The sequence below is a fragment of the Kineococcus endophyticus genome (assembly GCF_040796495.1).
GTDB classification, from domain to species: domain Bacteria; phylum Actinomycetota; class Actinomycetes; order Actinomycetales; family Kineococcaceae; genus Kineococcus; species Kineococcus endophyticus.
Genome location: NZ_JBFNQN010000016.1, coordinates 96,086 through 116,610, shown reverse-complemented (window position 1 = coordinate 116,610; position 20,525 = coordinate 96,086). Strand labels below are relative to the sequence as shown.

General features: G+C 73.9%; 19 protein-coding genes, 1 tRNA gene and 1 pseudogene. 11 read left to right on the top strand and 10 right to left on the bottom strand.

Going from position 1 to position 20,525, the window contains the following annotated elements:
• Window positions 1-26: 26 nt before the first annotated feature.
• The gene (locus AB1207_RS21110; RefSeq protein WP_367640525.1) at window positions 27-593 is read left to right on the top strand and encodes a TetR/AcrR family transcriptional regulator; all 567 of its coding nucleotides are present in this window, start codon (window positions 27-29) and stop codon (window positions 591-593) included.
• A gap of 99 nt (window positions 594-692) precedes the next feature.
• Entirely contained in the window at window positions 693-1,160 is a 468-nt protein-coding gene (locus AB1207_RS21105) for a nuclear transport factor 2 family protein (RefSeq protein ID WP_367640524.1), read from the top strand.
• A gap of 275 nt (window positions 1,161-1,435) precedes the next feature.
• Here AB1207_RS21105 and AB1207_RS21100 read toward each other — a convergent pair.
• The 8 genes and pseudogenes from AB1207_RS21100 to AB1207_RS21065 all read right to left on the bottom strand — a co-directional run.
• Window positions 1,436-1,810 (bottom strand): annotated as a pseudogene (locus tag AB1207_RS21100) (class I SAM-dependent methyltransferase); the annotation flags it as partial.
• Window positions 1,807-2,646, bottom strand: coding sequence for a metallophosphoesterase (locus AB1207_RS21095; RefSeq protein WP_367640523.1), 840 nt, complete (start codon window positions 2,644-2,646; stop codon window positions 1,807-1,809). The pseudogene AB1207_RS21100 and the gene AB1207_RS21095, both read right to left, overlap by 4 nt.
• Complete coding sequence (gene pknB / locus AB1207_RS21090; protein ID WP_367640521.1) at window positions 2,643-4,535, bottom strand: Stk1 family PASTA domain-containing Ser/Thr kinase; 1,893 nt, start codon at window positions 4,533-4,535, stop codon at window positions 2,643-2,645. Before pknB ends, AB1207_RS21095 begins: the two co-directional genes overlap by 4 nt.
• Window positions 4,536-4,613: 78 nt before the next feature.
• Window positions 4,614-6,077, bottom strand: a complete 1,464-nt coding sequence (locus AB1207_RS21085) for a peptidoglycan D,D-transpeptidase FtsI family protein (RefSeq protein WP_367640520.1) — start codon at window positions 6,075-6,077, stop codon at window positions 4,614-4,616.
• Window positions 6,074-7,447: an FtsW/RodA/SpoVE family cell cycle protein gene (locus tag AB1207_RS21080; RefSeq protein ID WP_367640519.1), complete on the bottom strand. Its 1,374-nt coding sequence runs from the start codon at window positions 7,445-7,447 to the stop codon at window positions 6,074-6,076. The genes AB1207_RS21085 and AB1207_RS21080 overlap by 4 nt, the downstream gene beginning before the upstream one ends.
• Window positions 7,447-8,838 (bottom strand): Stp1/IreP family PP2C-type Ser/Thr phosphatase, encoded by a 1,392-nt coding sequence (locus AB1207_RS21075; RefSeq protein WP_367640517.1) that lies wholly within the window; start codon window positions 8,836-8,838, stop codon window positions 7,447-7,449. The genes AB1207_RS21080 and AB1207_RS21075 overlap by 1 nt, the downstream gene beginning before the upstream one ends.
• Before the next feature lie 3 nt (window positions 8,839-8,841).
• Window positions 8,842-9,327 carry an FHA domain-containing protein FhaB/FipA gene (locus AB1207_RS21070; protein ID WP_367640515.1) on the bottom strand — a complete coding sequence of 162 codons (486 nt, stop codon included), beginning with the start codon at window positions 9,325-9,327 and terminating at the stop codon, window positions 8,842-8,844.
• Between the two features lie 22 nt (window positions 9,328-9,349).
• Window positions 9,350-10,054 carry a DUF3662 and FHA domain-containing protein gene (locus AB1207_RS21065; RefSeq protein WP_367640514.1) on the bottom strand — a complete coding sequence of 235 codons (705 nt, stop codon included), beginning with the start codon at window positions 10,052-10,054 and terminating at the stop codon, window positions 9,350-9,352.
• A 158-nt stretch (window positions 10,055-10,212) separates the two neighbouring features.
• Here AB1207_RS21065 and AB1207_RS21060 point away from each other — a divergent pair.
• Window positions 10,213-10,296, top strand: a tRNA-Leu gene (locus tag AB1207_RS21060).
• A 61-nt stretch (window positions 10,297-10,357) separates the two neighbouring features.
• A complete protein-coding gene (locus AB1207_RS21055; RefSeq protein ID WP_367640513.1) occupies window positions 10,358-10,774 on the top strand; it encodes a hypothetical protein in 417 nt (138 codons plus the stop codon).
• Window positions 10,775-10,780: 6 nt separating this feature from the next.
• Here AB1207_RS21055 and AB1207_RS21050 read toward each other — a convergent pair whose 3' ends face one another.
• On the bottom strand, window positions 10,781-11,653 hold the full coding sequence (locus AB1207_RS21050; RefSeq protein WP_367640512.1) for a helix-turn-helix transcriptional regulator: 873 nt from the start codon (window positions 11,651-11,653) through the stop codon (window positions 10,781-10,783).
• Window positions 11,654-11,792: 139 nt separating this feature from the next.
• Here AB1207_RS21050 and AB1207_RS21045 point away from each other — a divergent pair, with 139 nt between their 5' ends.
• Complete coding sequence (locus AB1207_RS21045) at window positions 11,793-12,803, top strand: aldo/keto reductase (protein WP_367640510.1); 1,011 nt, start codon at window positions 11,793-11,795, stop codon at window positions 12,801-12,803.
• 163 nt (window positions 12,804-12,966) lie between these two features.
• On the opposite strand, the gene AB1207_RS21040 is transcribed toward AB1207_RS21045, so the two are convergent.
• Window positions 12,967-13,698, bottom strand: a complete 732-nt coding sequence (locus tag AB1207_RS21040) for a 4'-phosphopantetheinyl transferase family protein (RefSeq protein ID WP_367640509.1) — start codon at window positions 13,696-13,698, stop codon at window positions 12,967-12,969.
• Window positions 13,699-13,721: 23 nt separating this feature from the next.
• On the opposite strand from AB1207_RS21040, the gene AB1207_RS21035 reads away from it, so the two are divergent.
• The 6 genes from AB1207_RS21035 to AB1207_RS21010 all read left to right on the top strand — a co-directional run bounded on the left by AB1207_RS21035 (window position 13,722) and on the right by AB1207_RS21010 (window position 20,521).
• Window positions 13,722-14,486: an SDR family NAD(P)-dependent oxidoreductase gene (locus AB1207_RS21035; protein ID WP_367640507.1), complete on the top strand. Its 765-nt coding sequence runs from the start codon at window positions 13,722-13,724 to the stop codon at window positions 14,484-14,486.
• Window positions 14,487-14,518: 32 nt separating this feature from the next.
• Window positions 14,519-15,163, top strand: a complete 645-nt coding sequence (locus tag AB1207_RS21030) for an isochorismatase family protein (protein WP_367640505.1) — start codon at window positions 14,519-14,521, stop codon at window positions 15,161-15,163.
• 159 nt (window positions 15,164-15,322) lie between these two features.
• Window positions 15,323-16,492: an isochorismate synthase gene (locus tag AB1207_RS21025; protein WP_367640503.1), complete on the top strand. Its 1,170-nt coding sequence runs from the start codon at window positions 15,323-15,325 to the stop codon at window positions 16,490-16,492.
• Window positions 16,489-19,440 carry a SidA/IucD/PvdA family monooxygenase gene (locus AB1207_RS21020; protein ID WP_367640501.1) on the top strand — a complete coding sequence of 984 codons (2,952 nt, stop codon included), beginning with the start codon at window positions 16,489-16,491 and terminating at the stop codon, window positions 19,438-19,440. The genes AB1207_RS21025 and AB1207_RS21020 overlap by 4 nt, the downstream gene beginning before the upstream one ends.
• Window positions 19,437-20,291, top strand: a complete 855-nt coding sequence (locus AB1207_RS21015; RefSeq protein WP_367640500.1) for an ABC transporter ATP-binding protein — start codon at window positions 19,437-19,439, stop codon at window positions 20,289-20,291. The genes AB1207_RS21020 and AB1207_RS21015 overlap by 4 nt, the downstream gene beginning before the upstream one ends.
• The gene (locus AB1207_RS21010) at window positions 20,276-20,521 is read left to right on the top strand and encodes a phosphopantetheine-binding protein (RefSeq protein WP_367640498.1); all 246 of its coding nucleotides are present in this window, start codon (window positions 20,276-20,278) and stop codon (window positions 20,519-20,521) included. Before AB1207_RS21015 ends, AB1207_RS21010 begins: the two co-directional genes overlap by 16 nt.
• The last annotated feature ends 4 nt before the right edge of the window (window positions 20,522-20,525 follow it).

Genomic DNA, 20,525 nt, shown 5'->3' with positions numbered 1-20,525 from the left:
ACCACACGGAACGGGAGGAACCCCTGGTGCCGCGGACCCTCCTCGACCGTTCGGACGCCGTGCGGGCCCTCGCCGACGTCTTCCGCCGCCGGGGTTTCGAGGCCGCGTCGCTGTCGGTCATCCAGCAGGAGACCGGCATGGGCCGGGGCAGCCTGTACCACTTCTTCCCGGACGGGAAGGCGGACATGGCGCGTGCGGTGCTGGGCGAGGTGCAGTCGTGGTTCGAGGACCAGGTCTTCACGCCGCTGCGGACCGCTGACGACGTGGCCGGCGCCGTGTCGAGGATGGCGGGCACGGTCCGGGACTACTTCCTCTCCCGCCAGCGGGTCTGCCTGTTCGCGGTGACGGCCCTGGGTGGGGAGCTGGCGACCCACGCCGACGCGGTCCGCACCTACTTCTCCGTGTGGGTCGACCTCCTGGCCCAGACGCTGCGGCGCGGTGGCGTCGAGGATCGGGACGCCGCAGCGCTGGCGCTGGACGCGGTCGCCGCGATCCAGGGGGCGCTGGTCCTGGCGCGCGCCCTCGACGAGGACGCCGTGGTCGTCGGGGTCGTGGCCGGCGTCGAGGAACGCCTGCTCGCCGCCGTCTCCTGATCCGCTTCCCGCGGTGACCGTTGACGGGTCGGCGCTCTGTCTGTACCTTCCAGTACAGCTAGTACCGATCGGTACAGCCAGTCCTTCGGAAGGTGTCCCGTGTCCCGTCCGCCCCTGCCCCCGTTCACCGCCGCCAGTGCCGCCGTCAAGGCCCGCGCCGCCGAGGACGCCTGGAACTCCCGCGACCCCGAGCGCATCGCCCTCGCCTACAGCGAGGACAGCTGGTGGCGCAACCGCTCCACCTTCCTGCAGGGCCGCGCCGCCATCGTCGAGTTCCTCACCGGCAAGTGGGAACGCGAACTGGACTACCGGCTCATCAAGGAGGTCTGGGCCCACACCGGCGACGTCATCGCCGTCCGGTTCGCGTACGAGTACCACGACGCGGACGGCCAGTGGTTCCGCGCCCACGGCAACGAGAACTGGCGCTTCGACGACGCAGGGCTCATGACCCACCGCCACGCCAGCATCAACGACGTCGCGATCGCGGAGTCCGAGCGCAAGTTCTCCTGGGACCTCTCCGGACCGCGTCCGGCCGACCACCCCGGCCTGAGCGACCTCGGGTTGTGAACTTCGCCGCCGGGCGCCGACCACACCAGTGAGTACCGCCAGAACAGGCGCCGCCGGATCCGGGCGCCCGGGACGACGCGCCGCGCCACCGACCGCACCTGCGCGAGGGTCGCGTCCGGGGGAGCCGTGGGGGCGGTCATGGCGACGGGCCGCTCGGCCGAACCCCGGCGCCGCGTCTGCAGGGCGCCCACCGCGAGGTTCGCCGGGATGGCGAGGAGGTCCAGCCCGGAGTCGAGGAACCCCCGCCCCGCCGGGACCCCGAGGACGACGAGCGTCCCCCCGGGGGCGACGAGGTCGCGCAGGCGCACGAGCCCGACCTCGAGGGGGACGTGGTGCAGGACGGCGAGGGCCGTCACCACGTCGTACTGCCCGGGGAGTTCGACGGTCATCAGGTCACCGCACCGGAACTCGGTCCCCTCGGAGAGTCCCGTCGCCGTGCGGACGACGGCGGGATCGACGTCGATCCCGGTCACGCGGTCGGCGTGGCGGGCCAGCCGGCGCGCGAACTCCCCCGTCCCGCACCCGACGTCCAGGGCGGAGCCGCACCGCGGGGGGAGCTGCCGCTCGATCCACCGGTGGTAGGCAGCGTTGTGGTCCCACGGGTGCGCCGCGTTCCACGCGTCGCACCAGGCGAGGAACCGGCCGGTCAGCGCGGGACCCCGGCCTCGGCGGCGATGCGCTGGACGGTCTCCTCGTCCAGGACGAACAGTTCCTCCCCGTCGCCGGGGGAGGGGATCGACAGGACGCTGGAGAACACCGTCCCCGCCTCGTCGACCTCGACGAGCAGGGCGCCGTGACCCCGCAGGATCCGCTCCTGCCCGTGCGCGACGAACGGGTCGCTGCGGTTCGCGACCCCGGGAGCGACGAGCGCCGTGAGACCCGACGGGTACGTCTGCGCGGCGTGGTGGTGGTAGTGCCCGGAGAGCACGACCCGCACGTCGGTGCCCGCCAGCGCGTCGAGCAGGTCGTCGGGGTTCTGCAGCTTCAGCGCCTCGTGCAGCACCGTCGGCGCGCGGACGGGGGAGTGGTGCAGCACCACGGCCGAGCCGCGGGCCGCGGGCGTCGCGAGTTCCCCGCGCAGCCAGTCCAGCTGCTCGGGGTCGAGGAACCCGTACCCGCGGCCGGGGACGGAGGAGTCGAGGACGACGACGCGGAACCCGTCGAGGTCGTGCACGGACCGGACCGGCCCCAGCACCTCGGCGAACTGCCCGCGGGTGTCGTGGTTCCCCATCGCGAACACCGGGACGGCCCCGTGCGAGCGCGCGAACTCCCCGACGAGGTCGCGGGCCGTCGTGTACGAGGCGACCGTCCCGTCGTCCGAGACGTCCCCCGACACCACGACGGCGTCCACGGACCCGATGCCGTGCAACGACTCCAGCACGTGCCCGAGAGCGGCCGTCGTGTCGACGAGCCCGTTGTGCAGGGCGCCCGCCGCCATGAGGTGGGTGTCGGACAGGTGCAGCACCCGGGTCGCCGCTCGCGTCACTGCTGACCGTCCCCGGAGTCCCCGGTCGGGCTGCTGCTCGCGGACGAACCCCCGCTCGACGATCCCGTCGGGCTCGGCGAGGACGAGCCGGTCGGGGACGACGACGGCGTGTCCGTCGCCGTGGGCTGGGCCTGGACGACGAGGTCGATGGAGGATCCCGCGTCGACCTTCGTCCCGGCCTGCAGGCTCTGGTCCACGACGGAGCCCGGCTCACCGCTGCCCTGCTCCGTGGTCTCCTTGGTGTTGACGTTGAAGCCGAGGTCGTTGAGCGTCTTCTGCGCGTCGGTCTGCGACTGCCCGACGACGTCCGGCACGGTGACCTGACCGCTGGAGATGTTCAGCGCGACCGTGGATCCCTTCGGGGCCGAGGCGCCGATCTTCGGGTTGGTCGAGACGACCTCGCCCTTGCCCACCGAGGCGTCGTCGACGGAGTTGACGTCGCCGACCGTGAACCCGGCCTCCTGGAGCGTCTGCCGGGCCGCCTCCTGCGACTGGCCGCGGACGTTCGGCACCTGGACGGCGTCCGGGCCCGACGAGACGACGACGTTCACCGTGCCGCCGACCTGCACCTGGGTGCCCGCCTGCGGGTCGGTGCTGACGACGTTGCCGGCCGCGACGGTGTCGTCGGCCGCCTGCGTGACGTTGGCCGTCAGCCCGGCCGCCTCGATCGCCGTCCGGGCGTCGGACTCCGAGGAGTTCACCACATCGGGCATCGCGACGGTCGCCGGCGTCGAGGCCGTGGTCTGGCTCCCGGACCCGTCGCGGTCGGCGCCGGAGTTCGACAGCGCCCACACGACGACGCCGATGCCGAGCACCAGCGCGACGATGACGATGATCCACGGCCAGCGCCGCGGCCGGTCCTCCTCCAGCGGCCCGTCGTCGCTGACGCGCGGCAGCGTCCCGGTCGAGGGGCCGACGGGCACCGGCGGGGTGACGGTCGTGGGCGGCGCGGCCGCGAACTGCTGGGTGGCCTGGGCCGTCGGCGGCAGGCTCGCCCCGCGCAGGGGACGGCCCTCGACGGCCCGGCGGAGGTCGTCGGCGAAGTCGCCGGCGCTCTGGTACCGGTGCTCGCGGTCCTTCGTCAGCGCCATGAGGACGACGTGGTCGACGGCCGGCGGGATGTCCGGCACGAGCGCCGACGGCGGCCGCGGCTGCTCCGAGACGTGCTGGTACGCCACGGCGACGGGCGCGTCACCGGTGAACGGCGGGCGGCCGGTGAGGATCTCGTACAGCAGGCAGCCGGTGGAGTACAGGTCGCTGCGGGCATCGACCTGCTCGCCGCGGGCCTGCTCGGGCGACAGGTACTGCGCCGTGCCCATGACGGCGGACGTCTGGGTCAGCGTCGCGGAGGAGTCGCTGATCGCCCGCGCGATGCCGAAGTCCATGACCTTGACCTCGCCCGCGGGCGTGATCATGACGTTGGCGGGCTTGATGTCGCGGTGGACGATGCCCATGCGGTGGGAGTACTCCAGCGCGCCGAGGACACCCTCGGTGTACGCCAGGGCGTCGGTGATGGCGAGGGGGTGGTCGGTGCGCAGCATGTCGCGCAGCGTCCGGCCCTCGACGTACTCCATGACGATCCACGGCAGCTCGACGCGGCCGCCGCCGTGCTCGGTGAGGTGCTCGGCGCCGGTGTCGTAGACCGCGACGATCGAGGGGTGGTTGAGGCCGGCCGCGGCCTGCGCCTCCCGGCGGAACCGGGCCTGGAACGAGGGGTCCCGCGCGAGGTCGGAGCGCAGCAGCTTCACCGCGACCGTCCGCCCGAGCCGGGTGTCCTGGGCCACGTGGACCTCGGCCATGCCGCCGCGACCGAGCAGGTTCCCGACCTCGTAGCGGCCGCCGAGCACGCGCGGCGCCGGCACCCCGTGGCCAGTCGTCGTGTCCGTCACTGCTCTCCCCGTCCCCTGCGTCCTGTGTCACTGCCGTCGGTGCCCTCGGTGCCCTCGGTGTCCCGACCTGTGCTGCGGTCAGCCATTCAGCGCCGCCTCCATCACCGTCTTGGCCACGGGGGCCGACAACCGGCCGCCGTAGGCGCTCTCGGTCGACCCGCCGTCCTCGATGACCACGGCCACCGCGACCTTCTTGCCGCCCTTCTCCGCGAAGGACGTGAACCACGCGTAGGGCGGCAGTCCCGCCCCGTGCTGGGCCGTACCGGTCTTGCCGCCGACGGTGGCGCCGTCGATCTGCGCCCGCGTGCCGGTGCCGTTGCTGACGACGAGCTCCATCATCTGCTGCAACGTCTTCGCCGTGCTCGAGCTGACGGCCCGGCCCAGTTCGCTCGGCGAGGGCTGCTCGATGACGCTGCCCGAACCGCCGGCTTCGCTGACCTTCGCGACGAGGTTCGGCTTCATGACGACCCCGTCGTTGGCGATGGCCGCCGACAGCATCGCCACCTGCAGCGGCGTCGCGACGTCGTTGCCCTGGCCGATCGCGGAGTACGCGAGCAGCGGGCCGGCGACGGCGTCCCCGGTCGGGTAGCGGCTCGTGGCCACCGACGTCGGGATGGACAGCGACTGCCCGAACCCGAACTTGGCGGCCTGCTCGCCGAGCGTCTCCGCGCCGAGCTGCTCACCGAGCCAGCCGAAGGCGGTGTTGCACGAGATCTTCAGCGCGTCCGACAGCGACACCTTGTCGTTCGGACCGCACGCCGTGCCCTCGTCGTTCTTGAGGGTGTTGTTCGTCTGGGGCAGGTCGAGCTCCTGCGGCCCGTCCAGCGCGGAGTCGGCGGTGTACTTCCCGCTCTCCAGCGCCGCGGCGGCCGTGACGAGCTTGAAGGTCGACCCCGGCGGGTAGAGCGCGGACGTCGCGCGGTTCACCAGCGGGTCGTCCTCGTCGCCGTTGAGCTGCGTCCACGCCTGCTGCTGCGCCGCGCCGTCGTGGCTGGCGAGCGTGTTCGGGTCGTAGCTGGGGCTGGACACCATGGCCAGGACGTTCCCCGTCTCGGGGTCCAGGGCGACGACGGCGCCCTTGCGCCCGGCCAGGGCGTCCCACGCCGCCTGCTGCACCTTGGGCTGCAGCGTCAGCGTGACGTCGGCGCCCTTCGGCTTCTCACCGGTCAGCAGGCTGGACAGGTTGCGGTAGAACAGCTCGTCCGCGGACCCGGACAGCACGTCGTTCTCGGCGCGCTCGATGCCGGCCGTGCCGTAGCGCAGCGAGTAGTAGCCCGTGACGGGCGCGTAGAGCTGGCCCGCCGCGTAGGCGCGCTGGAACGTGTACGGGTCGTCGACGCGCTCGCTCGTGGCGACGGCCGCACCACCCTGGACGAGGATCGCGCCGCGCTCTCGGCCGAACTCGGCGTACAGCTGCCGGGAGTTGCCCGGCATCGCGTTGAGCCGGTCCGCCGAGACGAACTGGATCCACGTCGTGGACGCGAAGAGCGCGAAGAAGAGGAAGGCCACCACGAGGGACAGCCGGCGCAGGGGGCGGTTCACAGCGTCCTCACCGCCTGGGTCACGCCGGTGTCGCCGTCGGGGCCGTTGCGGACCTCCGCGGCGGGGCGGCGCGCGAGGTCGGACACCCGCAGCAGCAGCGCGACGACGATCCAGTTCGACACCAGCGAGGACCCGCCCGCGGCGAGGAACGGCATCGTCAGACCCGTCAGCGGGATGACCCGCGTCACGCCGCCGACGACGACGAAGACCTGCAGCGTCACCGAGAACGCGAGCCCCGCGGCCAGCAGCTTGCCGAACCCGTCGCGGACGCCGATGGCGGTCCGGAGCCCTCGCTCGACGAGCACGACGTACAGCACGAGCACGGCGAACAGGCCGGCCAGGCCGAGCTCCTCGCCGATCGTTGAGTAGATGAAGTCGGAGTTCGCGTACGGCACGGTCTGCGGCCGGCCCTCGCCCAGACCGGTCCCGGTGAGCCCGCCGTTGGCCATCCCGAACAGGCCCTGGACGAGCTGGTAGCTGGAGCCGCTGCGGTTCTCCGCCGTGAACGGGTGCAGCCAGATGTCGACGCGCGCCTGGACGTGACCCATCGTCGTGGCCGCGAAGACGGCCGCGGCCGAGAACATCAGCAGGCCGAGCACGATCCACGACACGCGTTCGGTGGAGACGTAGAGGACGGCCACGAACAGCCCGAAGAAGAGGAGCGAGGTCCCGAGGTCGCGCTGCAGGACGAGGATCCCGATGCTCGCCACCCAGGCCAGCAGGATCGGCCCGAGGTCGCGCGCCCGCGGCAGCTGCAGGAACAGGATCTTCTTGCCGGTCAGGCTCAGCGCGTCGCGGTGCACGACGAGGTACCCGGCGAAGAACACCGCCAGGCAGATCTTCGCGAGTTCACCGGGCTGGAAGGACAGCGGACCGATCCCGATCCAGATCCGCGCCCCGTTGACGGTGCGGCCCAACCCCGGCGCGAGCGGAAGCAGCAGCAGGACGAGACCGGCCACGGCAGCCGTCCACGTGTACCGGCGCAGGATCCGGTGGTCGCGCACGAACACCAGCACGGCACCCGCGGCGACGATCCCCAGCGCGGTCCAGATGAACTGCCGGGACGCGGCCGAGGAGTCCAGCGCGAGGTCGAGCCGGTGGATCATCACCAGGCCGATGCCGTTGAGCAGCGTCGCCACCGGCAGCAGCAGCGGGTCGGCGTGCTTGGCCCGCCAGCGCAGCAGCAGGTGCAGCACGACGGCGAGCCCGCCGAGGCCGCCCGCGTAGGCGAAGAGGTTCGGTGGCAGCGACCCGTCGATGGTCAGGCCGGTGACGGCCCAGGCTCCGCCGGCGATGACGACGGCGAGCAGCACCAGCGCGAGTTCGACGTTGCGCCGGGTCGTGGGGTAGACGGGCAGCACGGTGGCCATCAGCCGACGCCTCCGCAGTCCTCGGGGCTCAGGGTCTCGGTGGGGGAGCTCGTGGGGGTGCTCGTCGACGTGCTCGTCGACGTGGCGCTCGGGGTCTGGGTGTCCGTCGCCCCGGCGCTGGCGGTCGGGGTCGGCGAGGGGACGGGCGCGTTCGCCGTGACCGCCGCGCGGCAGGCAGCGGCGTTGTCCTCGAGGTTCTCGACGAGTTCGCGCGCGTCGGCGAGGCTGCTCGACGACACCCGCGCCCGGACGCGCGTGGACCACGTCGTCGACAGGTCGGCCACCGCGATGTCCGTCGTCTGCAGGACGTGGGACGTCTTCAGGGGGCCGATGTCCTGCGTCAGCCCCTGGTAGATCGCGACCGTCCCGGCGTCGTCACCGACGTAGTACTGCTGCTGGCTCCAGCGCCACAACCCCAGCCCGCCGGCCGCGAGCAGCAGCACGAGGAGCAGCGGACCGGCGATCCACCGCAGGCGCCGACGGCGGCGCTCGCGGTCGGTCAGCGTCGGGCGATCGTCGTCCTCCGAGTCGTCGCCGGACTCGTCCTGCGCGGCGCGCAGGGCGGCGGCCCGAGCGGCCGGGGTCCCGGCGGCCGAGGAGCGGCGGGGACGGTGGAACGCGGCCGCGCCGACGACCTGCGGGGTCGTCGACGGCGGTGCGCCGCCGCCGAGCTCGACGACGTCGGCGACGACGCAGGAGATGTTGTCCGGACCCCCGCCGCGCAGCGCGAGCTCGACGAGCCGCTGGCACGTGGTGTCCGGGTCCTCGCCTGCGGCGAGGGTCTCGGCGAGGGTGTCGTGGCTGACGACGCCCGAGAGGCCGTCGCTGCAGAGGAGGTAGCGGTCGCCCGGGCGGGCCTCGCGGACGGAGACGTCCGCCTCGTCGTCCGTGCGGCCCGTGAGGACGCGCATGATCACCGAGCGCTGCGGGTGCCGCTCGGCCTCCTCGGGCGTGATGCGCCCGTCGTCGATGAGGGTCTGGACGTAGCTGTGGTCCTTCGTCAGCTGCGTCAGCGCGCCGTCGCGCAGGAGGTAGCCGCGCGAGTCGCCGATGTGCGCGAGCACGAGCCGGGAACCGGCGCGCAGGATCGCCGTGACCGTCGTGCCCATGCCGTTGAGGTCGGGTTCGGCCTCGATGCGCCGGCGCAGCTGCTCGTTGGCGGCCTCGATGGCGTCGTGCAGGTGCTGGGCGGCGTCGTCGCTGCCGTGCGACTCCCCGTCGAGGGAGGACATCTCGCCGACCGCGAGGGAGCTGGCGACGTCCCCACCGGCGTGCCCGCCCATGCCGTCGGCGATGACGAGGAGGTGCGGCCCGGCGTACCCGGAGTCCTGGTTCGTCGTGCGGCCCAGTCCGACGTCCGAGCGCGCGGCGTAGTTCAGCGCGATGGCCACGGGCTACCTCCGGAGTTCGAGCACGGTCTTGCCGATGCGCAGCGGCGTGCCGGGCTCGAAGGGGGCGGGGGCGGTCAGGCGGTCGCGGCCGAGGAACGTGCCGTTCGTGGACTGCAGGTCCTCGACCGTCCAGCCGTCGCCGGCGGGGTTGGCGGTGATGCGGACGTGCTTGGTGGAGGCGTACTCGTCGTCGAGGACGAGGGTGCAGTCGCTACCGCGACCGATGAGCACGGCGCTCTGCCCCAGGGCGAGGGTGGTGCCGCGCAACGAACCCTCGGTCACGACGAGCGTCGCGCGCCGGGCCCGGGCCGGTTCGGGGGCGGCCTCGACCGGGTCGCGCCGGGGCCGCGCCTTGGCGCGCTCGGTCCGGCGGGCTGTGACGCGCGTCCCCAGAAGGTCGGCGCGCAGGACGCCGACGATGGCCAGGACGAACAGCCAGAGCACGACGAGGAGCCCCAACCGCAGGACGGTGAGGGTCAGTTCGCTCACGAACGCGTCCCCGGTTCGCCCGTCACGTCCAGCCCTCGTCCCGCCGGGCGGCGTGGAACACGATCTTGCTGCGCCCCACGGTGATGACGGCCCCGTCCCACAGGTCGAGCGAGGACACCCGCTCGCCGTCGACGAACGTCCCGTTGGTCGAGCTGAGGTCGGACACCCGTGCCCCGCCCGGCGCGACGCGGATCTCCGCGTGCCGGCGCGAGACGCCCGGGTCGTCCAGGACGACGTCGGCGTCCGAGCCGCGCCCCAGGACGGTCACCGACTCCGCGAGCACGTACCCGCGGCCGTCGACCTCCAGCCGGGGCCGGCCGGCCTGGTTGGTGCGGGGCGTCGCGGGGGCGACGCGGCCCTTGACGGTGGAGGACAGGACGCGGAAGACGCCGGTCTCGAGGTCGTCGGCCTCGTGGAAGCCGACCCGCACCGGTCCGACGAAGCTGTACCGCTGCTTCTCGGCGTGCTGGGTGACGGCGGCGACGAGCTCGTCGGCCAGGGTGTCCTGCCAGGAGGCGATCTTCTCGTGGTCGGCCGGGCCCAGCTCGACGATGAAGCTGTTGGGGACGAGCGTCCGGCCGCGCGAGAGGACCGCCGCGCGGTCGTCCAGTTCGCGGCGCAGGGCGCTGGCGACCTCGACGGGTTGCACCTCGCTGCGGAAGGCCCGCGCGAACACACCGTTGACGGCACGTTCGACCCCGCGCTCGAAGCGGTCGAGCACTCCCACGGTGGGCCTCCCCTCAAGATCACGGTCAGACAGTCCGGCCCGGCAATCGTAGCCGGGGACCCCCTGCGCGCCTGTGGAGCGGCGGTGCGCAGAGGTGGAGGTGGCGTGTGGGGACGTCATCGGCGGGTGTCGCGGGCTGGTACGGTTGCTCTCAGCACGCGCGAGTGGCGGAATAGGCAGACGCGCACGGTTCAGGTCCGTGTGCCCGAAAGGGCGTGGGGGTTCAACTCCCCCCTCGCGCACGTGTGGTGGAGGCCCCGGTCAGCAGACCGGGGCCTTCGTCGTTCCCGGGACACTCCTCGGGTGGCTCCTCCCCGACGTCCCTCCGGTCCCTGGCTCGCGCTCGCGGTGCTCGTGCCGCTGCTGGCCATCGGCGGCCTCACCGTCGCCATCCACGCCGAACCCGCGCGGGGGGCGCAGGACCCGACGGAGTTGGCCGGGTCCGTGCAGGCGGCGCTGCGCGCCGAGGACCCCGCTCGCCTCGCCCTCCTGCTGGACGAGGAGGTCGTCGCCGACCCGCGGGCTGCGGCGCAGGCGGAGCTGCGACGGGTGACGGAGCTGGTGCCCGACCTCTCGGGGACGGTCGTCGTCCGGGACGGTGCGGACCTCGTCGTGCGGTTCGCCGGTGCTGGGGGCGGCGACGAGCGCGCCGCGCCACGGCGTCTCGTCGTCGCCGAGGTCGACAACCGCTGGTACGTCGTCCCCACGCTCCTCGGGTGAGCCCGCTCAGGACTCCGTCTCGACCGCGGCGGGTGAGGCGTCCCAGCTCGACAGCAGCCGCAGCCCGTCGTGGGACGCGGACCCGGGTTCGGCGCTGAAGACCAGCAGGGTCAGGCCCGGGTCGGCCGCGGGCTGCAACGACTCGTAGGCCAGTTCCAGGTCCCCGACGACGGGGTGGTGGTAGTGCTTGGCGCCCGTCGAGTGCAGCCGGACGTCGTGCGCCGCCCAGCGGGTGCGGAACTCCTCGCTGCGCGTGGACAGTTCCCCGACGAGGTCGCTCAGCCCCTTGTCGAAGGGGTCGCGTCCGGCCTCTGTGCGCAGGATCGCGACGGTCTCGTCCGCCGCCCGCGACCAGTCGGCCCAGAAGTCGCGGGCACGGTCGTCGAGGAAGGTGAACCGCGCGGTGTTGGGTTCCTGTCCCGTCGCACGGGGCGTGGCGAAGACCGGCGCGTACAGCGCGCGGGCCATCCGGTTGAACACCAGCAGGTCGAGACGGCCGTTGCGCACGTAGGCGGGCAGGTCCCCGAGCCCGTCGACGACGCGCCGCAACCCCGCCCGCACCCCCTGCGGAGCAGGACGGCGCCGGGTCCGGGCCGCGGGGCCCGCCGCCCGCGCCAGGTCCTGCAGGTGCGCGCGCTCGGCCTCGTCGAGCTGCAGCGCCGTGCCGAGGGCGTGCAGCACGCTCTCGGAGACGCCGCCGAGGTTGCCGCGTTCGAGGTGGGCGTAGTACTCCGCACTGACCCCGGCCAGGCCGGCCACCTCGCCGCGGCGCAGACCGGGCACGCGCCGGGTGCCGTGGACGACGAGTCCCGCCCGTTCCGGCGTGATCTTCGCGCGGCGGGTGGTGAGGAAGGTGCGGATCTCGTCCCGGTTGTCCACCCCACCGATCGTAGGTCGCCGGGCCACCCGTCCGCGGACCGCAGAGGTGGTCTGCCGTCACACCCTTCGCCAGAGACTGTCGCGCCCTCCCCCGTGCGGGTTGACTGCTGTCGACCGCAGCAGAACCAGAGGAGACACCATGACGACGCGGAGCACGACGATGCGGACCCTGGGCACCGTCGACGGCGGGTTGACCGTCTCGGCCCTCGGCCTGGGCTGCATGGGGATGAGCCAGAGCTACGGCCCGAACCCCGGGGACCGGCAGGAGATGGTCGGTGTCCTGCGGGGCGCCGTCGAACGGGGCGTGACGTTGTTCGACACGGCCGAGGTGTACGGCCCGTACGACAACGAGGAACTCGTGGGGGAGGCGCTGGAACCCCTGCGGGACCGGGTCGTCCTCGCGACCAAGTTCGGTTGGGACATCCAGGACGGGAAGTCCGTCGGGACCGACAGCCGGCCGGAGCAGATCCGCCGCGTCGCCGACGCCTCGCTCACGCGGCTGAGGACCGACCGGATCGACCTCTTCTACCAGCACCGCGTCGACCCGGACGTGCCGATCGAGGAGGTCGCCGGGGCCGTCGCCGAACTCGTCGCCGCGGGCAAGGTCCTGCACTTCGGGTTGTCCGAGGCGGGCGCCGGGACCATCCGACGCGCGCACGCCGTCCACCCCGTCACGGCGCTGCAGAGCGAGTACTCGTTGTGGACCCGGGAGATCGAAGCCGAAGTGCTGCCCGTCCTCGACGAACTGGGGATCTCCCTCGTGCCGTTCAGCCCGCTCGGCAAGGGTTTCCTCACGGGAGCAGTCGACACCTCGACCGAGTTCGCCGCCGACGACATCCGCACGCGCATCCCCCGCTTCACCGAGGAGAACCGCGCCGCGAACCAGGCGCTCGTCGACCTGGTGAGCCGCGTCGCGGGAACCCTCGGTGGGACACCCGCGCAGGTGGCGCTCGCGTGGTTGCTCGCTCAGCGGCCCGACATCGTCCCGATCCCCGGGACCCGCCGGCTGTCGCGCCTGGAGGAGAACCTCGGAGCCGTCGAGCTGCACCTCGGTGCGGACGACCTCGCGGAACTGTCCGCGGCGGCCGAACAGCTCGGGGTGGCGGGGGAGCGCTACAACGCGGCGATGCAGGCGATGACGGGGCTGTGATCTAGTTGTCTGACCGGGAAGTTCGTGCCCCCCCTTCGCGCCCTGAGCACGCACCTCGCTGCGTTGCGGTCGCTCGAGATGACGCTGCCAGCCCGTCGCTCCCACGCCTTGCGATGCACGCACTCAGGACGCGCCTGTGGTCACGAACTTCCCGGTCAGACCACTAGCCGCCGGTGTCCTCGACCGGGCGGGCGAGGACACCGGCGGCGTCGCGCTGGGCGGCGACCGCCCCGACGTACCCGGGCGGAAGTCCCTGCAACCCCACGACGACGAGGTCCGGGGGGAGTTCGGCGGACAGGGGACCCCGCGCGTGCGGCGTCCCGTCGGCGGGAACCTCGACGGCGGTGGGCTCGACGGCCAGCCCGAGCCCTGTCCACTTCAGGACGGCTTCCTTCCGCGTCCAGCACCGGGCCCGCCACCGCGCACGGTCGGCGGACGGGACGCGGTCGAGGGCGTCGCGCTCCCGGGGGGCGAGGGCGACGGCGTCGAAACCGGGGAACGCGGTGTGCGCGACGAGGTCCACGTCGATCCCGACCGGCCCCACCGTCGAGGCAGCCACGACGACGACGTCCCCGGCGTGCGAGGCGGACAGTCCGATGCCGGCGGCCGGACCCCGCCGGACGACGGGGCGGCCGTGGTCGCCGTCGGTCCCGCACGTCCGGCAGGCCCGCGTGACGTCGACCTCCCCGGCGTCGACCCCGGCCAGGTGAGCGGCGGCCACCCGCAGGAGGTGCGCCGTCACGAGGGAGCGGTCCCGGTCCTCGCTGCGCCGCAACCGGTCCGCCCGTCGCAGGTCCTCGACGGTGGGGCGGGTGACGGAGGACCGGGCTGGGAGCCGACCGTGCACGAGCAGTGAGACGTTCGTCTCGTCGCTGAGGAGTTGACGGTGGAACACGAGGTGAGGCTAACCTTCCTGCCGTGAGCACAGAACGCGTCGCCGTCGTCACCGGTGCGGCCGGTGGGATCGGTTCCGCGGTCGCCGAGGTGCTCGCACCACGTCACACGGCGCTCCTGCTGCTCGACCGGGACGGTGAGGCCCTCGAGGCTGCCGCAGCCCGGTTCGGCACGCGGGGTGTCCGCGTCCGGACGGCCGTGTGCGACGTCGCCGATCGTGACGCGGTGGACCGGGAGGTCGACCGTGCCGAACGGGAGCTGGGTCCGGTGGAGGAACTCGCCCACGTCGCCGGTGTCCTGCGGGCCGGCGCCGCGACGGGTGACGGCGACCGTGACTGGGACCTGTCGATGGCCGTGAACGCGGGGGGCACCCGGAACGTCTGCCGGGCCGTGGCCCGGCACATGGTCCGACGCCGCCGCGGCGCCATCGTGGCGGTCAGTTCCAACGCCGCCAAGCTCTCCCGGACGGGCATGGCCGCCTACGCCGCGTCCAAGGCGGCCGCCACCCGGTACGTCCTGTGCCTGGGGCTCGAACTGGCCCCGGACGGCGTGCGCTGCAACGTCGTCTCCCCGGGATCCACCGACACCGCCATGCAGCGCGACCTGCCCGGTGGACCGGGCTCCGTCGTGCGCGGCGACCTCGACGCGTTCCGCCTGGGCATCCCGCTCGGCCGGGTCGCCGACCCTCGCGACGTCGCGGAGACGGTGGGTTTCCTGCTGTCCGACGCGGCGCGCCACATCACCCTCACCGACGTCCTCGTGGACGGCGGCGCGTCACTGCGCGACTGACCCGCCGTCCCCGCCTGCCCCGGAGAAACCCTGTGAGCGTCACCGACCTGCCCGCCGTCACCGACTACCCGTTGCCGACCCCGGCCGAACTCCCCGTCGCCCGCGTCCCGTGGGAACTGCGGGCCGACCGTGCCGTGCTGCTGCTGCACGACCTGCAGGACCACTTCCTCGACGTCTACGGTGCGGACTCGAGGCTGCGGGATACGTTGCTGCGCAACGTCTCGCGCATCCGCTCCGCGGCGGCGGCCGCCGGGGTCCCCGTCGTCTACACCGCCCAGCCCGCGGTCCAGGACCCGGGGGACCGCGCGCTGCTCAGCGACTTCTGGGGTGACGGCATCGGTCGCCGTCCGCACCGGGCGGGCATTCCCGACCAGGTGGCGCCGCACGGCGGCGACACCGTGCTGACGAAGTGGCGGTACTCCGCGTTCCAGCGCTCGACCCTCGCCGACGACCTGCGACGGGCGGGTCGCGACCAGCTCGTCGTCACGGGGGTGTACGCCTCCATCGGCTGCCAGGTGAGTGCCTGCGAGGCGTTCATGCGGGACGTGCAGCCGTTCGTCGTCGGGGACGCCGTCGCGGACTTCGACGAGCAGCGGCACCGCTCCGCGCTGGCCTGGATCGCCGGGACGTGCGGAGTCGTCCGCAGCACCGACGACGTGGTCGCCGCGCTGTCCTGAAGCGCGCGGGAACAGGTGCGCCGCGCCTTGACGCCGCCCCCTCGGGTGAGGATAGGCTCACCAAAGTCACGGTGACGGATGCCTGGTCGGCGTCTGACGTGAGAAACCCCTCGAACCGGAGGAACCCGTGCGTCCCACCGAACACAGCGGCGGTCCCGCGTGAGCGCCGGACTGGCCACCACCGCCGCCGCGCCCCGGCCGGCGGTCGGCACGGACGTGCGGTGGGAGGACGCCTCTTTCGCCGTCGCCGCGCCGTCGGGCCTGGTCCACGCGACCGGTGGAACCCCGCTCGACGTCCCGCGCGGTCACGAGGCCGACGTCGTGGCCGCGGTGCGCGAGGCGTTCCGCCGCAACGGGTCTCGTCCGGGGGACGGTTCCCTCGTCTGCGGGGTCGTCCCGTTCGACCCGGACGGCACAGCCGAACTGAGCCTGGTGCGCGACATCGTCCGCCGGCCGTGGGCACCTCCCGCGGCCGGGGCCGGTCGCACCACGCGGGAGGTTCCCGACGACCCCGGGTACCGCGCCGCCGTCGCGGAGGCCCTCCTGCGCATCGGCGCCGGGGACCTCGAGAAGGTCGTCCTGGCGCGCACCCTCGACACCCCGCTCCCGGTGGGTTCCACCGTCGGGGCGTACCTCGACCGGCTCGCGGCGGCGAACCCCCACGGGTGGACGTTCGCGGTCCGGACCGCTGCGGGCCTGCTCACGGGGGCGTCCCCGGAACTCGTCGCCGCGGTCGACGGGAACGGCCTCGTCAGCCACCCGCTCGCAGGTTCCCGGCCGCGACGGGCGGGGGAGACCGGGCCTCCCGCCGACCTCCTGTCCTCGACCAAGGACCACCGCGAGCACGCCCTCGTCGTCGACCACATCGCTGAGCGCCTTGCGCCGCTCACCCACGGCCTCGACGTCCCCGCAGCGCCCGTCCCGACGGCGACGGACACCATGTGGCACCTCGGGACACGCATCACGGGAACGCCGCGCGCGGGAGTGGGTTCCCTCGACGCGGCCCTGCGCATCCACCCCACCCCTGCCGTCAGCGGGGTTCCCGTGGAGGCCGCCCTCGACCTCGTGCGCACCCTCGAACCCGCGCCCCGGGGGAACTACGCCGGTCTCGTCGGCTGGACCGACGCAGCGGGCCACGGGGAGTGGGCGCTCGTCCTGCGCTGCGCCTTGCTCGACACCGGGTCGGGGTCGGCGCGGCTGTGGGCCGGAGCCGGTGTCGTGGCGGGGTCCACCCCGGACGCCGAGCACGCCGAGACCGCCGCGAAGTTCGCCACCGCCCTCGCCGCCCTCACCGGCGACGACCGTCCGACCGAGGGGCCCGCCCAGTGACCGCGTTCCAGGACAGCCCGGGTGTCGTCCCCTACCCGCCCGAGGTCGTCGCGGAGCACCTCGCGGCCGGGACCTGGGGGACCGACCGCATCGAGGACCTCGTCGCCGCGGCCGCCCGGGTGAGTCCGGACGCCACCGCCGTCGTCGACGCCACCGGCCGGACGACGTACGCGGAACTCCTCGAGCGCGTCGGCCGGACCGCCGCGGACCTCGCGGCGGACGGTGTGCGGGAGGGGACCACCGTCGTCCTGCAGCTGCCGGGATCCGTCGACCTCGTCGCCGTGGTGCTGGCCCTGTTCCGCCTCGGTGCGCGGCCCGTCCTGGCGTTGCCCGCCCACCGGGCGCAGGAGATCAGCCACGTCGCGCGCACCGGCCGGGCGACGCACTGGATCGTCGGCGACCTCGACGGTCCCGGCGGCGCCGCCGACCTCACCGACCTCACCGGCCGCGTCCACGCCGCGCTCGGGTCCACCGGTCTCCGGGTCCTGCACCGCCCCGCGGGAACCGTGCCCCGGTCGGAGCAACCCCACCCCGTCCGTCCGGACGCGGACGCCGGGGAACTCGCGTTCTTCCAGCTGTCCGGCGGCACCACCGGACCGGCCAAGCTCATCCCGCGCGCCCACCGCGAGTACGCGTACTCCTTCCTGCGCAGCAACGAGTTGTGCGCCGTGGACACCGCCACCGTGATGCTCGTCCCGCTGCCGGCCACCCACAACTTCCCGCTGAGTTCCCCCGGGTGGTTCGGGGTCCTCGCCGCCGGGGGCAGCGTCGTCTTCCCGCCCAGCAGCGACGCCGCCACGGTCCTCGCGGCGGTCACCGAGCACCGGGTCACCCACGTCGTCGCCGTGCCCCCGCTCGTCCAGCTCTGGCTCGACAGCCCCGACCTCGCCACGGCGGACACGTCGTCGCTGCGGCGCGTGCTCGTGGGCGGGGCGCGCCTGTCGCCCGCCGTGGCCCGTCGCGTCCTCGACGACCTCGGTCCGCTGCAGCAGGTCTACGGCATGGCCGAGGGGCTGGTCTGCTACACCTCGCCGGACGACCCGGTGGACCTGCTCGTCGAGAGCCAGGGCCGGCCGATGTCCGCCCTCGACGAGGTCCGCGTCGTCGACGCCACCGGGGCCGAGGTCCCGGCGGGGGAGACCGGGGAACTCCTCGTCCGCGGGCCGTACACGATCCGGGGGTACTACGCGCCCGGCACGGACGACCCGGCGGCGGCACCGGTCAACCTCGGCGCCTTCGCCGCGGACGGGTCCTACCGCACCGGAGACCTCGTGCGCCGCAGCGCGGACGGGTCTCTCCGCGTCGTCGGCCGGGTCAAGGAGCAGGTCAACCGGGGTGGCGAGAAGATCTCGCCGGCCGAGGTCGAGGACCTCCTGCTCACCCACGACGCCGTGCACGACGTCTGCGTCGTCGGCGAACCCGACGAACGCCTCGGGGAACGGTCGGTGGCCTACGTCGTGCCCCGCCCCGGCCGGCGCGGTGCGCTGGACCGGCGGACCCTGCGCCGGCACCTCACCGGTGCCTCGCTCGCCGCCTACAAGGTTCCCGACGTGTTCCGCATCGTCGACGACCTGCCCGCCACCGCTGTGGGGAAGGTGTCCCGACGTGGGACGCGGGACCGTGCGGGACGGTCCGAGGTCCTCGACGTCGTCGGCGTCGGGTTCGGCCCCGCGAACATCGCCCTCGCCGCCGCCCTCGCCGAGCAGGCCCAGGACGACCGGCGGGCGGGCCGGGACCCCCTGCGCGCGCGGTTCTTCGAGGCCGCCCCGGAGCAGCGCTGGCACGCGGGGATGCTCCTGCCCGACGCGTCCATGCAGATCGCCTTCGCGAAGGACCTCGCCACCTTCCGCAACCCCCGGTCGGAGTTCACGTTCCTGCAGTTCCTCGCCGAGCGCGACGGGCTCGCCGACTTCTTCAACCGCGGGTCGATGACCCCGCTGCGGGTCGAGTTCGCGGCGTACCTGCGATGGGCGGCCGCCAAGCTCGACGACGTGGTGCGCTACGGCAGCCGCGTCGAACTCGTCCGGCCCGTCCTCGAGGGCGGGGTCCTGCAGCACTTCGAGGTGACCGTCGCCGACGCCGACGGTGTCACCCGCGTCCTGGCGCGCGACGTCGTCCTCGCGGCCGGGTTGCAGCCCGTCCTGCCGACGGGTGTCGTCGCGTCGGACCGGGTGTGGCACACGGCCGAGCACCTGCACCGGGTCGGTGACGTCGATCCGGGGTCCGTGCGCGCGGTCGCCGTCGTCGGCGGCGGGCAGAGCGCGGCGGAGGTCCTCGCCGACCTGCACGGACGCTTCCCCTGCGCGCGGCTGCACTCGGTGCAGAGCCGGTTCGGGTTGTCGCCGTCGGACTCCAGCCCGTTCGCCAACCGCATCTTCGACGCCGCCAGCGTCGACGCGCTGTTCGACGCGCCCGTCGCGGAGCGGGACCGCATCGACGACCTGCACCGCGGGACGAACAACGCCGTCGTGAACCCCGAGACGTTGCAACGCCTCTACGACCTCGACTACACCGACCGCTGGACCGGCCCGGGGCGCTTCGCATGGCACCGCGCCGCGCGGCTCGTCGACGTCCGCGGGACGGCGGACGGCCTCGACGTCGGCATCCGCGAGGGGCTGACGGGGCGGACCGAACGCCTCGCCGTCGACCTCGTCGTCTGCGGGACGGGGTACCGGCCGCTGGACCCGGCCGCCCTGCTGGGGGACGACGCCGACCTGCTCGTCCGCGACGAGCGGTCCCGGCTCCTCGCCACCCGCGACTACGCCGCCCGCTGGAACGTCCCGGCGCGCGGGCGGTTGTTCCTCGTCGGTTCCACGGGGCACCAGCACGGCATCTCGGCCACGCTCCTGTCGAACGTCGCCGTGCGCGCCGGGGAGATCGCGGCCGCACTGCGGTCGGGCGCGGCCGCGGTGCCGGGGCCCGCACTCGTCGCGGAACCCAGCCCGTGAGGGCAGCGGAACCGCTGCTGCAGGCCGAGGGAGTCACGGTCGGCCGTCCCGGCCGGCCGGAGGTCCTGCGGTCGGTCGACGTCACCGTTCCCGCCGGGTCCTTCACGGCCGTCGTCGGCCCCAACGGCTGCGGGAAGTCGACGCTCCTGCTGACCCTCGCCCGCATCCTGCGGCCCACCGCGGGGCGGGTCCTCGTCCAGGGGCGCGACCTGGCGCAGTTCCGTCCCCGGGACCTCGCCCGCACGCTGGCCCTGCTGCCGCAGCAGCCCGAGGCGCCGGACGGGATCCTCGTCCGCGACCTCGTGCTGCGGGGCCGCCAGCCGCACCGCGGAGCCCTCACGCCCGTGCGGGCCGCGGACCGGGCCGCCGTCGAGGACGCCCTGCGCACCACGGGAACCCTGGACCTGGCCGACGGTCAGCTGGCCCGGTTGTCCGGGGGGCAGCGCCAGCGCGTCTGGATCGCGATGGCGCTGGCGCAGCAGACCCCGGCGGTGCTGCTCGACGAACCCACGAGCTTCCTCGACGTGGCCCACCAGGTCGACGTCCTCGACACCTGTTCCGCCCTCGTGCGGGGCGGTCGGACCGTCGTCGCCGTCCTGCACGACCTCAGCCTCGCGGCCCGGTACGCCGACCACGTCGTCGTCCTGCGCGACGGGGCCGTCGTCGCGGCCGGTTTTCCCGACGACGTCGTCACCGAACGGCTCGTCGCCGAGGTCTTCGACCTGCCGGCACGCGTCCTGGTCGACCCGGAGACGGGTCGCCCCCTCGTCGTGCCGCGCGACCGCCGGCCCCCGGCGCTCGCACCCCCGCCCGTCCCGACCGTGGAGGACCAGCCGTGCCCGCACCCCTGACCGTCGAGACGGTCCTGAGCGACCTCGCGGCCGCCGCCGGCCTGCCGCGCGAGGAGGTCCTGCGCGAGGACCCGCTCGACGACCTCGGCGTCGACTCGATCCGGCTCATGGCGCTCGTCGACCGCTGGCGCTCCGCCGGCGCCGACGTCTCGTTCCCCCACCTCGCCGCCGCCCGCACCGTCGAGGACGCGCTCGCCGTCCTCGCCCTCACCGACCCCCGGAAGGCCTGACCCG

Coding starts and splice junctions, on each gene's coding strand:
- AB1207_RS21080 (WP_367640519.1), bottom strand. CDS start 7,447: ATGGCCACCGTGCTGCCCGTCTACCCCACGACCCGGCGCAACGTCGAA.
- AB1207_RS21045 (WP_367640510.1), top strand. CDS start 11,793: ATGACGACGCGGAGCACGACGATGCGGACCCTGGGCACCGTCGACGGC.